At 66.8% G+C, this 14,053-nt stretch carries 17 protein-coding genes; 12 read left to right on the top strand and 5 right to left on the bottom strand.

The window, feature by feature from the left end; genetic code table 11:
* From ACM14_RS29115 to ACM14_RS29070, 11 genes are all read left to right on the top strand, one after another.
* The coding region (locus ACM14_RS29115) for a type VI secretion system Vgr family protein (protein ID WP_065348083.1) at nucleotides 1–1,855 on the top strand (1,855 nt) is incomplete at its 5' end.
* A gap of 15 nt (nucleotides 1,856–1,870) precedes the next feature.
* The gene (locus ACM14_RS29110; protein WP_139093519.1) at nucleotides 1,871–2,212 is read left to right on the top strand and encodes a PAAR domain-containing protein; all 342 of its coding nucleotides are present in this window, start codon (nucleotides 1,871–1,873) and stop codon (nucleotides 2,210–2,212) included.
* A 6-nt stretch (nucleotides 2,213–2,218) separates the two neighbouring features.
* Nucleotides 2,219–2,827 (top strand): DUF4123 domain-containing protein, encoded by a 609-nt coding sequence (locus ACM14_RS29105; RefSeq protein WP_065348078.1) that lies wholly within the window; start codon nucleotides 2,219–2,221, stop codon nucleotides 2,825–2,827.
* The gene (locus ACM14_RS29100; protein ID WP_065348077.1) at nucleotides 2,824–3,228 is read left to right on the top strand and encodes a hypothetical protein; all 405 of its coding nucleotides are present in this window, start codon (nucleotides 2,824–2,826) and stop codon (nucleotides 3,226–3,228) included. The genes ACM14_RS29105 and ACM14_RS29100 overlap by 4 nt, the downstream gene beginning before the upstream one ends.
* On the top strand, nucleotides 3,225–3,980 hold the full coding sequence (locus ACM14_RS29095; RefSeq protein WP_065348076.1) for a hypothetical protein: 756 nt from the start codon (nucleotides 3,225–3,227) through the stop codon (nucleotides 3,978–3,980). The genes ACM14_RS29100 and ACM14_RS29095 overlap by 4 nt, the downstream gene beginning before the upstream one ends.
* A 38-nt stretch (nucleotides 3,981–4,018) precedes the next feature.
* Nucleotides 4,019–5,107 (top strand): type VI immunity family protein, encoded by a 1,089-nt coding sequence (locus ACM14_RS29090; protein ID WP_065348081.1) that lies wholly within the window; start codon nucleotides 4,019–4,021, stop codon nucleotides 5,105–5,107.
* Between the two features lie 34 nt (nucleotides 5,108–5,141).
* Nucleotides 5,142–5,675 (top strand): hypothetical protein, encoded by a 534-nt coding sequence (locus ACM14_RS32600; RefSeq protein ID WP_254662161.1) that lies wholly within the window; start codon nucleotides 5,142–5,144, stop codon nucleotides 5,673–5,675.
* A 19-nt stretch (nucleotides 5,676–5,694) separates the two neighbouring features.
* Nucleotides 5,695–6,237, top strand: a complete 543-nt coding sequence (locus ACM14_RS32595; RefSeq protein WP_254662160.1) for a type VI immunity family protein — start codon at nucleotides 5,695–5,697, stop codon at nucleotides 6,235–6,237.
* A 12-nt stretch (nucleotides 6,238–6,249) separates the two neighbouring features.
* Entirely contained in the window at nucleotides 6,250–6,771 is a 522-nt protein-coding gene (locus ACM14_RS29080; protein WP_254662159.1) for a hypothetical protein, read from the top strand.
* 149 nt (nucleotides 6,772–6,920) lie between these two features.
* Nucleotides 6,921–7,745, top strand: coding sequence for a UPF0149 family protein (locus ACM14_RS29075; RefSeq protein WP_065348080.1), 825 nt, complete (start codon nucleotides 6,921–6,923; stop codon nucleotides 7,743–7,745).
* Nucleotides 7,746–7,778: 33 nt separating this feature from the next.
* Nucleotides 7,779–8,093 (top strand): helix-turn-helix domain-containing protein, encoded by a 315-nt coding sequence (locus ACM14_RS29070; protein ID WP_034389565.1) that lies wholly within the window; start codon nucleotides 7,779–7,781, stop codon nucleotides 8,091–8,093.
* On the opposite strand, the gene ACM14_RS29065 is transcribed toward ACM14_RS29070, so the two are convergent.
* From ACM14_RS29065 to ACM14_RS29045, 5 genes are all read right to left on the bottom strand, one after another.
* Nucleotides 8,074–8,565, bottom strand: coding sequence for a CinA family protein (locus ACM14_RS29065; RefSeq protein ID WP_065348074.1), 492 nt, complete (start codon nucleotides 8,563–8,565; stop codon nucleotides 8,074–8,076). The genes ACM14_RS29070 and ACM14_RS29065 overlap by 20 nt on opposite strands.
* A gap of 10 nt (nucleotides 8,566–8,575) precedes the next feature.
* The gene (locus tag ACM14_RS29060; protein ID WP_012202641.1) at nucleotides 8,576–9,076 is read right to left on the bottom strand and encodes a phosphatidylglycerophosphatase A; all 501 of its coding nucleotides are present in this window, start codon (nucleotides 9,074–9,076) and stop codon (nucleotides 8,576–8,578) included.
* Between the two features lie 130 nt (nucleotides 9,077–9,206).
* The gene (locus tag ACM14_RS29055) at nucleotides 9,207–10,859 is read right to left on the bottom strand and encodes a DUF4139 domain-containing protein (protein WP_065348073.1); all 1,653 of its coding nucleotides are present in this window, start codon (nucleotides 10,857–10,859) and stop codon (nucleotides 9,207–9,209) included.
* Nucleotides 10,860–10,897: 38 nt separating this feature from the next.
* A complete protein-coding gene (gene thiL, locus ACM14_RS29050; protein WP_065348072.1) occupies nucleotides 10,898–11,863 on the bottom strand; it encodes a thiamine-phosphate kinase in 966 nt (321 codons plus the stop codon).
* 65 nt (nucleotides 11,864–11,928) lie between these two features.
* On the bottom strand, nucleotides 11,929–12,828 hold the full coding sequence (locus tag ACM14_RS29045; protein WP_065348071.1) for a LysR family transcriptional regulator: 900 nt from the start codon (nucleotides 12,826–12,828) through the stop codon (nucleotides 11,929–11,931).
* 70 nt (nucleotides 12,829–12,898) lie between these two features.
* Between ACM14_RS29045 and ACM14_RS29040 the strand changes: the two genes are divergently transcribed.
* Nucleotides 12,899–14,053 (top strand): acyclic terpene utilization AtuA family protein (locus ACM14_RS29040; RefSeq protein ID WP_065348079.1); only part of this gene is annotated, 1,155 nt, incomplete at its 3' end.

Here is a 14,053-nt window from a genome sequence, read left to right as displayed (position 1 = left end):
GTGCGACGACATCATTGCCTCGCACAGCGTATTGCCCGGGGGCGCCTCCATTCCCTTTTATCCCCCTGAAAAAGCCGCCGCAGGCGATCAGGAAAACATCCACGCCTGGCAGCTGGAGCAGGAAATCAAGCCGGGCCGCCATTACAGCGACGACTACGACTTCAAGAAGCCCCGGGCCGACCTCACCCACCTGCGGCGCGACCCACCAGGCCATGCGCACGACGGCCATGAAACCTACGAATGGCCGGGCGGCTACACGGAGTACGGCGATGGAGAGGCCTACATCCGCGTGCGCCTGAAGGAAAGCCTCACGGGCCAAAGCCGGGTGCGGGGCCAGTCCTGCCACCGGGCGCTGGCCACGGGCTACACCTTCAGCCTCTGCAACTACCCGCGCGGCGACCAGAACCAGCAGTACCTGATCACCGGCCTGAGCTACCACCTGAAAGAAAACCCTCGCGTCAGCGCGATCACCAGCGTACGTGGCGTCCCATCCGCACCGAGTGCCCGGGACGGCGCCAAGGAAGAAGGCTCCTTCCAGCGCTACGAGTTGCAGGCCCAGCCCACGAGTCTTGCCTACACCCCTGCACGCACCACGCCCAAGCCGCGTACCACCGGCCCGCAGACCGCCGTCGTCGTGGGCCCTGCTGGGCAGGAGATATGGACCGACGAATACGGCCGCATCAAGGTGCAGTTCCACTGGGACCGCCTGGGCAAGAAGGACCAGAACTCCGGCTGCTGGATACGTGTTGCCACCCAATGGGCGGGCACAGGCTTTGGCGTTGTCTCCATCCCGCGCATCGGCATGGAAGTCATCGTGGACTTCCTCAATGGCGACCCCGACTACCCCATCGTCACGGGCTGCGTCTACAACGCGGCCAACATGCCGCCCTGGGCGCTGCCTGCCAACGCCACGCAATCGGGCATCAAGACGCGGTCGAGCAAGGGCGGCGCACCGGGCGCGGGCATGAAGAATGGCCCGGGCGACGCCAATGCCCTCCGCTTCGAGGACAAGGCCGGGCAAGAGCAGCTGTGGCTGCACGCGCAAAAGGATCAGCTCACCGAAGTCGAGAACGACGAGGACAAATGGGTGGGCAACGACCGGCGCAAGACGGTGGACCGGGACGAGACCAATGTCATCCACCGCGACCGCACCGAGACGGTGGACCGCAACGAGAAGATCGACGTGCATGGCTGGCGCACGGAGGTGGTGGACCTGGACGAGACCCTCACCGTCCACCAGAACCGCACGCGCACGGTGGACCTGGATGAAAGCATCCGCATCTGCAAGAACCGCACGAAAACCGTGGATGCCAATGGGCGCGACAGCATCGGCTGCAACTGGACCTTGGCCACGGGGCGCATGAAATCCGAAACCGTGGGCATTGGCTACACGCAGGGCACGGGCCTGTTCAAGATGGTCACCGTGGGGTGTGCCTACAACCTCAACGTAGGCGCGGTGCTGATGAGCAACGTGGGTGTCCTGCGAAGCGACAGCGTGGGGATGGACTGGAGCCGGGCCGTGGGACGCAACCGCAGCGCGCAGGTTGGAAGCGATGAAGGCCTCATCGTGGGCAACAACCGCAGCAGCACCATCCAGAACAACGACAGCACCGAGGTAGGGCAGGACCAGGCGGTCAACGTCGGCAACGACCACGCGCTGCGGGTGGGCGCCAACAGCCTGGTCGATGCGGGCGGACAGATGGCCCTGGCGGCGGGCACCACGCTGACGGTCGATGGGCAACAGGTCATCGTCACCGGCACCCAAAGCATCCGGCTGCAATCGGGGGCGAGCTCCATCGAGATCTCTCCGGCCATGGTCGAGATCAAGTCGCCGCTGGTGAAGATCAACTGCTGAACCCGGGGCACTCGCATGGGACAACCTGCAGCAAGAGTGGGCGACGTGCACGCCTGCCCCGCCCACGGGGGCGAGGCCATTCTCTCCGGCCAGGCCGATGTGCTCATAGGCGGCATGCCGGCGGCCAGGGTCACGGACCAGGCGCTGTGCCCCCGTTCGCCGCCCGACGCCATTGCCGAAGGCGAAGCCACGGTACTGATCGGCGGCAGGCCCGCAGCCCGCATGGGGGACAGGACCGTGCACGGCGGCGTGGTCGTCTCGGGCTGCACCACCGTCTGGATCGGTGCGAATGCGGGCCGGTGCCTGGCCGAAGCCGCGCAATCGGGGGCCGCCTTCGTGTCGGCCATGGAGGACTGAATCGCCATGTCCACCTTGATCCCCTCAGGCCCCGGCACGCCGGACGACCTCCAGATGGCACGCCAGGCCGTGCTCGAAAAGGTGGCGGCGACCTATGACGGCCTGCTCTACGCCATCGTGGACGCGGCGGCGGATGAGCACCTGCATGACGCCCTTCTGGCCGAGCCGCCGCAGTCGTGCATCACCTGCCTGTATGACGGCATGCCCGCCGCCCGCTATGCGCGCTACGCGCCCTATCTCATGCGGGTGCATGCAGGCAGTCCGCTATTCCAGCGCTGGCCGCTGGAGGGCTGGCAGGCGCACTGGGGCATTTTCCTGATCAGCCGGCTGCCGGCCCCTGCGCTCAAGCGCCATCTCAAGCGGTTTCTGCAGGCCAGGGGAGACGGCGGCCAGCGGCTGTGGCTGCGCTTTTACGACCCGCGCGTGCTGCCTCGCCTGCTGGCGCAGTTCGACCCGGCGCATCTGGGGGACTGGTTCCGCGGCCACAGCATCCTCGCCTGCCTGGCACCGCATCCCGAGGGGATCTGGGTCGGCTTGGCGCAGCGCAAGTTTCTGGACCACGTCACAGGCCTGGCGCGCCTGGACAACAGGCAATGGGAGGTGTCTTCGCCATGATGGAAATTTCAACCCTGGAAATGCAGCGCACGCTGCGCCGCAACCTGGTGCCCAGCGAGGGAGGGATTGCCGCCATCGTGCGGCAGACCTGCCATCTCAGCGAGCAGGATTGGCCGCATGACAGGCTGCTGGCCCATACCCGGCGAGGCCTTGACCGCGCGGTGGGCTGGGGCCTGTCGACGCCGGACGATGTCATCGGCTTCCTGGCCTTGCGCCACCAGTTTGGCGAACGCTTCGACGAGTTTCCCGCCGTGCGCAAGTTTCTCTCGCGCACCGACCTGCCGCCTGAGGGACGCATCCAGTTGATGATGCTTGAACTGCCTATGGGCATCTGGGACGTGGTGCGGCGGCGTACGTCGGCAGGCGAGTCCTCCTCGCCCCTGGAGGGCCCGGGTGCATGAGCTGCGAGCAACTGGTCCCCGCCTTCATCGCCCTCAATCGCCTGAAGCGGTCCAGGGACCTGTGCAAGGCCGTCGTGCTTGTGGGCTTCAACAAGGTATGCGGCACCCGGGACTTCGACAATGAACTGGACCGCAGGGCGCTGTGCGAGCTGTTTTGCTGCTGCATGACCGGCGGCCTGGGCCAGCGCTGCGTGGCCGGCGTGGTCATGCAGGCCGACGGGTTTGAAGGCTACCGGGGCTACTACAAGCAGGAAGTGCCGTACCTGAACAAGACCCCCGTCATGTCGCGCAGGGAGCCCGTACGACCCACGCGCAGCCGGCCTGCGGGCTCGCGCATCCCGGATGTGGTCGTGGTGAAGAACCCGCGCCTTCCGCCTGTGCTGGACAACGTGCAGCGGGTCTATGAGATGAAGTTTCCGGGGGATGGCTTTTCCAATGCTGAAGGGCCAGACGGCAAGAGTCAGTTTCATGCGTACCGAGAAATTTTCGAAGACAAGTTTCTCCAGAAGGCCTTGGACGCCGGAAGCTGCGCTTGCGACAGCGATGGAGAAAAGTCGAACGAAAGTGTGTTGAACCAGGCAGCGCGATGGCAGGCCAACAGGGAAAAGGCCATCTCTTTGGCAGAGCGGGTGAATGCGGATACGTCGGCTGCGGTGGGGGCTGCGGCCGGTGCGTCCGCACTGGGGCGGGTACTTCGAGGTGTAGGCGCGGTAGGGACTGCACTGGCAAGAGTCCTTGGGTTGTCATTCTGAAACGATGGCTTCGGTACGGTGAGATATGGAGGATGAATATGGCAAAAGATTTCAAAAAACCTTTGAGCACCGGAGAGCTGCAAAAAGCCACCGTGGCGACGATGGATATTCTCAAGGCGCTGGTACTGTGCAATCAGTTCGGTGATGTCTGTGCAAGAGCCGGCTGGACCATTGAAATGGTGTTCCATGAGGGAGATTCCTTGGCTGTGCGTGAACGTGCATGGAAAGTGGTTGATCTTTTTTGTGAGGCCGTAGGGAAGGAGAAATTGGTTTATTGGTATGACGGAATGCCTGCCATGCTGACTAGCGCAATGGCACAAAAGAAGTTGACCGCGAAGAAGCAAAAGAGCCTAGACAATCCTAAAGGTTATGCACTGATTTTTCATATGGCTTCCGGAAAGCCAAAGCCGCCTGAACTGTGGGAAAACAATGCACAAGACTTTCGCCTTTACTGTTGTATCAACAACGACGAAGGGCTTTGGATGAAGGATCGCTATCAATCACCTGGAATAGGGCCTGCCATGTCTTTCATCCGCATGGCATTTCCTGCATGGTGGGTTTTGAATCAACCGTCCGAGCGCAATGTCGGTTGGATCACCTCTCAAGTGGTGGAATTGATGCAGCCTTTCTGGGCTACGGCGGGTTGGGGCATCATGTCTGCTGTGGAAGAGCGCAATATCGATCCAGACGGAAAAGGTCAGCAAATACTCTATCCTTATCTTCAGCGATTTCCAGGCTTGAATGCTTTAGGTAGCCACGCCTTGCAGAGTCATGACTTCAACAACGCTATGTACAGCATCAACTGGCTGAGTTTTGTCAGCGATGCATTGCTGGAAAAACTGGGTGGGCGGGAGGCCGTACGAAAGAAGGTGCAGGCCAGCCAATACCTTTCCGCCGGGGATGTGGGCAACTGCCTGGGGATTCGTGCAGGAGACTTTCCGGGGCTTGGGGATATGGACCAGGGGCTGACGCTGCCCGCCTTTGGCGAGGCGGCTCGCCTGCTCAAGCCGGCTCGTGCCAAATTTCGGCTCAACAGTTTTGTTGCCCCACCGCCTTCCGGCTCTAACGATGAACATGCATGGCTGCTGGCATGCGATGCCTATATGAGCCGGTTTGATTTGTTCTGATTTCTGGTGTTTTGAAGTAATGGAGAAGATAGCGATGGCTGCGGAACATGATTTCAACTGGCCTTGCTGCAATGATAAAGCGAATGTTGCCACCGTGGCGACGATGGATATTCTCAAGGCGCTGGTATTGCAGAACCAATTTGGGCGCATTTGTGCAAGAGCAGGCTGGACCATCGAGATGGTGTTCCATGACGGGGATTCATTGGCCGTGCGTGAGCGTGCATGGAAAGTGATTGATCTGTTTTGTGAGGTTGTTGGCGCAGACAAGCTTGCAATATGGTGGGGTCTGGCGCCTATGTCACTGACCAGCAAGCAAGCACAAGCGAGAATTGCCAAACACAAGCCGAGTACGCTTAACAATCCCGAAGGGTTTGCGATGATTTTTGATCTAGCTTCGGGAAATCCAAAGCCACCAGATGACTGGGTTGAAAATGCTCAAGACTTTCGACTTCACTGCCGTATAAACAACGATGAAGGTATTTGGCTACATGACCGCCATATCTCGCCTGGCATAGGTCCTGCCATGTCTTTCATTCGCATGGCATTTTCCAGCATGGTGGATTCTTGACCAGCCACCTGAGCACAACGTGGGCCGGATCACTACCCAGGTGGTGGAGTTGATGCAACCCTTCTGGGCTATTGCCGGATGGGGTGTCATTCCTGCAGTGGAAGAACGAAATATCGGACCCGATGGCAAGGGCCAGCAAGTGCTGTATCCCTATCTTCAGAGGTTTCCAGGCTTGAATGCTTTAGGGAGCCACGCCTTGCAGAGTCATGACTTCAACAACGCCATGTACAGCATCAACTGGCTCAGTTTTGTCAGCGATGCCTTGCTGGAGAAACTGGGCGGGCGGGAGGCGGTGCGCAAGCAGGTGCAGGCCAGCCAGTATCTATCTGCTGGGGATGTGGGCAACTGCCTGGGAATTCGTGCAGGAGAATTTCCGGGGCTGGGGGATATGGACCAGGGGCTGACGTTGCCCGCCTTTGGCGAGGCAGCGCGCCTGCTCAAGCCGATTCGTGCCAAATCCCGGCTCAACAACTTCATCGGACCGCCGCCTTCCGGATCCAACGACGAAGACGCGTGGCAATTGGCATGCGACGCCTATATGCGTCGTTTTGATGAGTTCTGAATGGAAAGCACCATGAAGCCGCAGCCCATCGCCCCGTTGATGGATGCCGTGTTGCGCACGCTGGGACGGCACAGCCGGCAGGACTACCTGCGCCTGGCTCTGCACCAGGCGGGATTGAGCGATGCGCAGCTGCTGAAGATCGATCACGCCCCGCCTTACCCGGTGACATGGGCGGAGACGGGGCTGGGCCTGGTCCTTCAACGCCTGGCCTGGGGCGACATGCCAGGCGCTCCGACGTGGGGCGTGCACAGCGTGACCCTGGATGCGCAGCGCTGGAAGGGGTCCTGGCCCATGGGCCTGGATCCGGAGACCGTGACCGTGCAGGAATTCGTCAGCCTGCTGGCCCAGGACCCGGCCGAGGCGCTGTGCCTGCCCCAGATGGCCTGCTGCACGACCCGCGGCTTCGACGAGCAGACATGGGCACTGGTGGCAGTCTTTGGCGGCGCCAGCGGCGCTTTGCAGAATTTGACGATGAGCCGGGTCGGGGAATGGGTGGGGCTTTCCATGCTCCCGGCCTGGCAGGGAGCCGGGTAGCGGGTGGGCCATGTGGGCGATAGGGCCCCGTGGGCGCCAGTTCCGACCGGGCGCCACGGACATGGCGGCGCGGCTACACTGCGGGCCATTCATTCGAGGGGCTGGCCGTGGCCGGTTCCTTCTCCCTGTTTTCCCTAGAGATTTCCGCCATGTCCAACGACGCCCACGAAGCCACCGCCCTGCCCGACGAGCCTGCCCTGACGCCCGAGGCGCTGGAGGAGCTTGACGATCTGCTCGACGAGCTGCGCACGCGCGGCGACGAGATTCCGCAGTGGGAGTTCTGCGACGGTTTCCTGACGGCGCTGATCTGCACGCGCCGCGAGGTGCCGGCCGCCGAGTGGCTGCCCATGCTGCTGGGCGACGGCGGCACGCTGGAGGTGGCCGAGGGCCAGCCGCTGCCGCTGATGGAAGTGTTCAAGGACGCGGCGCAGCAGGCGCGCTTTCTGGAGCTGGTGGGTCTGCGCATGGACGAGATCCGCACCCAGCTGGACGCCGACGTGAAGACGCTGGAAGACGACCGCACCTTCCAGCCCGAGGCCATGGACATGCGCGGCGCCATCCTGTCGCTGCCCGAGGAAGAGCGTCCCGATGACGGCGAGATTCCCTCGTTCGGCCAGATCTGGGCGCTGGGCTTCATGTTCGTGGTCGAGAACTGGGCCGAGGAATGGGCCGCCCCGCGCGACAAGGAAGCCGCCGGCTGGCTCAACGAGGCGCTCAACGCCGTCGTGGCCCTGACCGAGGACGACACCGGCAAGCCCGAAGTCTGCATGTACGACGAGGACGGCCCCGCCAGCACCAGCCAGGAGCGCGTGGAGCAGTTCGGCGAGGCCATCTGGGCGCTGTACGACCTGCGCCAGATCTGGAAGAGCATGGGCCCGCGCCAGGAAACCATCGTCAAGGGCGAGCAGCCGGGCCGCAACGACCCCTGCCCCTGCGGCAGCGGCAAGAAGTTCAAGAAGTGCCACGGCGCCTGAGCGCCCGCGCCACAGGCTTTGGATGCACGGGCCATGAGACATATCGGTGAACGCATACGCGCCCGCCGCGCCGAACTGGGCATGACCCAGGGCCGGCTGGCCGAGGCCGCAGGCATCACGGCCTCGGCCGTGTCGCAGATCGAATCGGGGGCCATCCGCACCCTCAAGAACGACACCCTGGCCCGCGTGGCCCTGGCGCTGCAGACCACGGCGCTGGAGCTGACGGCCGGGCTGGAAGACGACAACGCCCCGCTGCCCGTGGACGAGCAGCGCCTGCTGGAAAGCTACCGCGCCCTGCCTGCACCGCTGCAGGAGATCGCGCACAAGCTCATAAAAGCCTTGCGCTGATCAGCGCATTGAGGCGCTGCAGGGCATGAACCGTGGTGGCCTGGCGCACGGCGGCGCGGTCGCCGTCAAAGCGCACGCATTCGCTGTGCGTGGTGCCGTACACGCTCCAGCCGAACCAGACCGTGCCCACGGGCTTGGCGGCGCTGCCGCCGCCCGGCCCGGCCACGCCTGTCACGGCCACGCTGCACTGCGCGCGTGAATGGGCGACGGCGCCTTCGGCCATGGCGCGCGCCACGGGCTCGCTCACGGCGCCGTGCTCGGCGATCAGCGCCTCGGGCACGCCCAGCAGGTCGTGCTTGGCCGCGTTGGAGTAGCTGACAAGCCCGCGCTCGAACCATTCGCTGGAGCCGGCGCGGTCCGTGCAGGCCGCAGCGATCATGCCGCCCGTGCAGCTCTCGGCCGTGGCCAGCATCCAGCCGCGCTGCAGCAGCAGGCCTGCCAGGGTTTCGACGAGTTCGTGGGATGCGCTCATGCCAGCTCCTTCAGCCGATGAAATGGCGCCATAGCGCGATGACCAGCAGCGTGCAGAAGGCGGCCACCAGGTCATCGAACATGATCCCCCAGCCGCCGCGCCAGCCGAAGCCCTTGAAGCACCGGTCGGCCCATTTGACGGGCTGGGGCTTGGCGGCGTCGAAGAAGCGAAACAGCGCAAAGGCGATGAGTTGGCCCCAGAAGCCCGTGGGCATGACCAGCCACAGCACCAGCCAGAAGGCCACGATCTCGTCCCAGACCAGGTTGCCCGGGTCGGCCACGCGCATGTGGCGCGCCGTGACCGTGCAGGCCCACCAGCCCAGGGGAATGCTGCCCGCGATCAGCAGGCCGATCTGCTGGGGCGTGAACCAGTGCTGCAGCAGCAGGAAGGACAGCCAGGCCCACAGCGTGCCCACGGTGCCGGGCGCGATGCGCCCCAGCCCCGAGCCCAGCCCCATGGCGATGAAGTGGGCTGGGTGGGACATCATGAATTCCAGCGTGGGGCGAGCCATGCCGCCCTGCGGCGGGCCTTCCGGTGGGCGCGCCGCAGAGGCAAAGGTGGGGGTAGCAGGATCGCCGGAAACCTCCGGCCGCAGCGGCGCGTCACTCATGGGGCCAGATCATAAGCGCGGCCCTGGTGCTTCACTGACGCTCTTCGACCGCCAGATCCTGCGGATGGCGGATCTGGTGGCGGGCCTCGAAGCTGGCGCTGGCGCCAGCGGCCAGCGGCTGCTGCCAGGCGATCATGCCGTTGCGGTCGTTCCAGCGCGTGGTGGCCGGCTGCGGGTTGTATTGGGACTGCACGCGGATCTGCTCGTTGCGCGAGACGGGTGCGGCGTCCACCACCTGCAGCTCGATGGCGCGGTCATGGCGGTTGTCCACCTGGAAGCGCCGCGTGACCTGGCGTTCGGTGCTGCTGCTGAGCAGGCCGCCGCTGCCCGTGGCCGAGTCCACGGGCAGGTTGCGCACCACCACCTTGTCGTCACGGCCGAAGGACAGGCCCTGGGCCAGCGCGGCGGCGTTGCCGAAGTCCAGCCGGCCCTGGCCGGCGAAGGCGCCGTCGCGGAACAGGGCCACGGGGCCTGCGGGCCAGACACCGGCCGGCACGGCCAGCTGGGCCACCAGGTAGGCGGCCTCTTCCACGGCGGGCGCCGTGCGCGTGAGCAGGGTGGCCGGCAGGTTCTGCGAGCCCAGGGCCAGGGTCACGCGCTCGCTGCTGGAGGGCACGCTGATGCGGTAGGGCACGGAGAACTGCGTGGCGTAGGCGGTGTTGAGGCTGGCGACATCGAGCACCGGCAGTTCGGCGGCCTCGCTGGCCGCCCCGGGCTTGCGGGCGCGCTCCAGCATCATCGCAGGGGCCGCCGGGGCCGGCGCTGCCGCAGGGGCCATGGCGGCCACGGGGCGGGGCCGTTCCACATCCAGGGTCCAGGGATTGGGCAGGCGCGCCTGCGTGCTGCGCGAAGGCTGGCCCGTGGACAGCAGCAGCTGCACCTGGCTCCAGTCCTCACCGCTGTTCTGGGCCACCAGGGCCAGGCGTTCGATGGCCACCGTGCCCTTGGCCGGGTCCAGCTGGGCGCGGTAGGTGGGCTGCCAGCTGGGGCCGCGCACCTGGTAGGTGAGCTGCACATTGGCATCGGCCGGGCTGGCCAGTTGCACGGTGACCTTCATCACCTGGGCGTTGCCTGCGCCCGTGCGGTCGCGTTCGAGCTGCAGCGGCCTGAGCTGCTCCTGCAGCGCCTGCTTTTGCCGCAGGATCTGGTGGGCGCGCAGCGTGTTGCCACGGCTGGTGCTGCGCAGCGCCTCGGTGGCGGCGCCCAGCTGGCTGGCGGCGGGCAGGGCGGGGGCTTTGGCGTCATCGCCGGGCTTGGCCAGGCCTTGCAGGTAGTCGCCCACGAGCTTGGCGGCGGACTCGTCGGCCTCCAGCGCGGCCAACTGGTCTTCCAGCGTGCGGATCTGCTGCTCCAGCGGGCTGGCGCAGGCCTTGGAGGCCAGTTCGCGCGGCTGCGACTGCAGCTTGTAGTCGCCCAGGCGCACGCCGGCATCGGCGCTGACCTGCAGGCTCTGCGGGTCGATGGAGCCGGGCAGGCACTCGAACACCAGCTGGCGCGTGGCGGCCGTGATGCGCGCCGTGCGCTCCACCGAGGCCACGCCCGCATACAGGGTGACGCGCGCGATGGGGGCGCGGGCGATGGTGGCTTCCTGGGCTTGTGCCTGGGCCTGGACCGGGGTGCCTGCCAGCAGGAAGCAGGCGGCGGCCAGGGCAGAGAGGGCGGGCAGGGCGGAGCGTTGAACCATGGGCAGTCCTTCTCGGATGAAAGTGGTCGGGCGCGGCGTCAGGCCGCAGCGAAGTGGTCGAATGAGGTCCACCGGGGCGCCATGGCCGCTCCGTCCGGGCCGATCAGCCGCAGGCCGGGCGGCTCCTCGATGCAGCCGATGCGCGTCACGCGCGTGGCGGTGTCGCGGCCTGCGGCCTGCACGGCATCGCGCCTGTCGGCCGGGGCCGTGAAGCACAGCTCGTAGTCGTCGCCGCCGGACAGGGTGCACTGGTGCAGCAGGTCGATGGCCAGGGGCGTGTGCCGGCCGGCATCGAGCAGCGGCGTGACCAGGCGCGTGTCCAGGCTGGCGCCCACGCGGGATTGCTCCAGGATGTGGCCCAGGTCGCCCAGCAGGCCGTCGCTCACATCCAGCGCGCTGCTGGCAATGCCACGCAGCGCCTGGCCCAGGGCCACGCGCGGCGTGGGCGCTTCCAGGCGCTGGCGCGCGGCGGCCAGCGTGCCGGGTGGCAAGGTGGTGTGGCCCAGCAGGGCTTCCAGCGCCAGGCGGGCATCGCCCAGGCTGCCGCTGACCCAGATGTCGTCGCCCGCGCGCGCGCCGCTGCGCAGCAGGGCCTGGCCGGGCGGCACTTCGCCGAAGACGGTGATGCAGATGTTCAAGGGCCCCTGGGTGGTGTCGCCGCCGACCAGTTCGCAGCCGTGGGCGTCGGCCAGGGCCAGCAGGCCGGCCGCAAACGCCTCGGTCCAGGCCGCATCGGCGCGCGGCAGGGACAGGGCCAGGGTGAAGGCCAGCGGGCGCGCGCCGCAGGCCGCCAGGTCGGACAGGTTCACGGCCAGGGATTTGTGGCCCAGCAGGCGCGGGTCCACGTCGGCGAAGAAATGCCGGCCCTCGACCAGCATGTCGCTGGAGACGGCCAGCTGCATGCCCGGCGCCGGGGCGAGCAGGGCGCAGTCATCGCCCACGCCCAGGGCGGCGCGGCGCACGGGGCGCTGGAAGAAGCGGCGGATCAGGTCGAATTCACCCACGGTGGCGGCTTTCGGATGCGTTTGGCGATCGGGCTATTGTGCTGCGAGGTTCGTGCTGCCCCGTATCAGGTGGTCTCGCCCGCACCGGGCCGATGCTCCAGCGCCAGCGCGTGGAAGGCCTGGGCGGCCGGCGATAGGCTGCGCTGGCGCCTGCGCACCAGGTACAGGTCGCGCCGGCGGTCGGCATCGGCCAGCGGGCGCGTCACCAGGCCCGGCTGCACGAAGTGGAACAGCGCCAGGGCCGGCACCACGCTGATGCCCAGGCCCGCGCGCACCATGCCCATCACGGTGGCCAGGTGCTCCACTTCCAGCAAGGTGTTGAGGGGCGGGGCCTGCTCCTGCGATTCCAGGTACTGGCGCACGCTGCTGTGGCGGGCGAGCTGGATGAAGGGCTGGTCCCGCAGGTCGGCCATGGTCGGCGCGGGCAGGGCCGCCAGCGCATGGTCGGCGCGGCAGACCAGGTGCAGCCGGTCGGCGCAGAACCATTCGGCCTGCAGCTCCTCGGTGTCGGCGCGGATGGCGGCCAGCGCCAGGTCGGCCTGGCCCGAGTCCACCTGGGCGATGCACGATTCGGACAGCAGGTCCGACACCTGCAGCTGTATGCCCGGATGGCGCGCATGGAACAGCGCCAGCACGGGCGGCAGCCAGGCCGCCGCCAGCGAAGGCAGCAGGGCGATGGACACGCGCCCGCGCTGCAGCGCCGCCGCCTCGCGCAGGCCGTGCACGGCATCGCCCAGGTCGGCGCGTATGCGCTGCGCGGCATCGAGGAACTGCGCCCCCTCCTGCGTCAGCGCCACATGGCGCGTGCTGCGGTCGAACAGGCGCACGCCCACGCCGTCTTCCAGCCCCTTGATCAGGGCGCTGAAGGCCGGCTGCGACAGATGGCAGCGCTGCGCGGCCAGGGTGAAGCTGCTGAGCTGGGCCAGGGCGATGAAGGCATCGAGCTGGCGGGAGGAGATATTCATCTGGTTTTTGGATGAGTTGATCCGAATAATCGATTTCACAGATTAGCAGCCCTTGCCTACATTGGCCTGCATGGACCATCTGGAAAACTCCTTTGCCCCGGACAAGCCCCCGCTGTGGGTGGGCTGCGCAGCCGGCTTCTCGGGCGACCGCACCGATGCCGCCGCGCCCGTGGTGCGCGCCCTGGCGGCCAGCGGCCAGAGCGCCTGCCTGATCTTCGAGACCCTGGCCGAGCGCACGCTGGCGCTGGCCCAGCTCGCGCGCCGCGAGCAGCCCGACGCGGGCTACGAACCCCTGCTGGAGGACCTGCTGGAGCCCGTGCTGGCCGACTGCCTGGCGCATGGCATACGCATCGTCAGCAACTTCGGTGCGGCGAATCCCGAAGGCGCGGCGCGCTGCATCCAGCGGTTGGCGCAGCGCCTGGGCCTGCGCGTGCCGCGCATCGCCGTGGTGCATGGCGACGACGTCAGCGGCCCGGCGTACCGCGGGGCGCTGCGGGCCGCGCTGGGCGCGGAGTTTCCCGAGGATTCGCTGGTCAGTGCCAACGCCTACATCGGCGCGCGCGCGATTGCCGAGGCCCTGCAGGCCGGCGCCGAGATCGTGGTGGCCGGCCGTGTGTCCGACCCCTCGCTGACCCTGGGGCCGGCCATGGCGCATTTCGGCTGGGCCTGGGACGACTGGGACCGCCTGGCGCGCGCCACCATGGCCGGCCACCTGCTGGAATGCGGCGCCCAGGTCACGGGCGGCTACTTCGCCGACCCGGGCTTCAAGGACGTGCAGGGCCTGGCGCGGCTGGGCTATCCCATTGCCATCATCGAGCCCTCGGGCGACTGCACCATCACCAAGCCCGAAGGCACGGGCGGCCTGGTCAGCGAACGCACGGTCAAGGAACAGCTGCTGTACGAGGTGCACGACCCGGCCGCCTACCTGACGCCCGACGTGGTGGCCGACCTGTCCGAGGCTGAGGTGCACCAGGTGGGGCCTGACGCCGTGCGCCTGAGCGGCGTGCGCGGCCATGCGCACAACGGCCACTACAAGGTCAATGTCTGCCATGCCTCGGGCTGGCTGGCCGAGGGCGAGATCTCCTATGCCGGCCCGCGCGCCCTGGAGCGCGACCGGCTGGCCGGCGAGGTGCTGCGCGAGCGCCTGGGCGGCGAGGCCGCAGGCGACCTGCGCCTGGACTGGATCGGCGTGGCCAGCGTGCTGGGCGACGACGCCGGCCGCTGG

Source organism: Delftia sp. JD2 (assembly GCF_001682645.1).
Classification (GTDB): Bacteria; Pseudomonadota; Gammaproteobacteria; order Burkholderiales; family Burkholderiaceae_C; genus Comamonas; species Comamonas acidovorans.
This window is presented reverse-complemented; position numbering and strand designations above follow the sequence as displayed.

Excerpts from the sequence above, each read along its gene's own strand:
- ACM14_RS29095 (WP_065348076.1), top strand. The coding sequence starts at position 3,225 with ATGAGCTGCGAGCAACTGGTCCCCGCCTTCATCGCCCTCAATCGCCTG.
- ACM14_RS29045 (WP_065348071.1), bottom strand. The coding sequence starts at position 12,828 with ATGAATATCTCCTCCCGCCAGCTCGATGCCTTCATCGCCCTGGCCCAG.
- ACM14_RS29065 (WP_065348074.1), bottom strand. The coding sequence starts at position 8,565 with ATGAGCGCATCCCACGAACTCGTCGAAACCCTGGCAGGCCTGCTGCTG.
- ACM14_RS29070 (WP_034389565.1), top strand. The coding sequence starts at position 7,779 with ATGAGACATATCGGTGAACGCATACGCGCCCGCCGCGCCGAACTGGGC.
- ACM14_RS29105 (WP_065348078.1), top strand. The coding sequence starts at position 2,219 with ATGTCCACCTTGATCCCCTCAGGCCCCGGCACGCCGGACGACCTCCAG.
- ACM14_RS29100 (WP_065348077.1), top strand. The coding sequence starts at position 2,824 with ATGATGGAAATTTCAACCCTGGAAATGCAGCGCACGCTGCGCCGCAAC.
- ACM14_RS32600 (WP_254662161.1), top strand. The coding sequence starts at position 5,142 with ATGGCTGCGGAACATGATTTCAACTGGCCTTGCTGCAATGATAAAGCG.
- ACM14_RS29090 (WP_065348081.1), top strand. The coding sequence starts at position 4,019 with ATGGCAAAAGATTTCAAAAAACCTTTGAGCACCGGAGAGCTGCAAAAA.
- ACM14_RS29110 (WP_139093519.1), top strand. The coding sequence starts at position 1,871 with ATGGGACAACCTGCAGCAAGAGTGGGCGACGTGCACGCCTGCCCCGCC.
- ACM14_RS29060 (WP_012202641.1), bottom strand. The coding sequence starts at position 9,076 with ATGGCTCGCCCCACGCTGGAATTCATGATGTCCCACCCAGCCCACTTC.
- ACM14_RS29075 (WP_065348080.1), top strand. The coding sequence starts at position 6,921 with ATGTCCAACGACGCCCACGAAGCCACCGCCCTGCCCGACGAGCCTGCC.
- ACM14_RS29055 (WP_065348073.1), bottom strand. The coding sequence starts at position 10,859 with ATGGTTCAACGCTCCGCCCTGCCCGCCCTCTCTGCCCTGGCCGCCGCC.
- ACM14_RS29080 (WP_254662159.1), top strand. The coding sequence starts at position 6,250 with ATGAAGCCGCAGCCCATCGCCCCGTTGATGGATGCCGTGTTGCGCACG.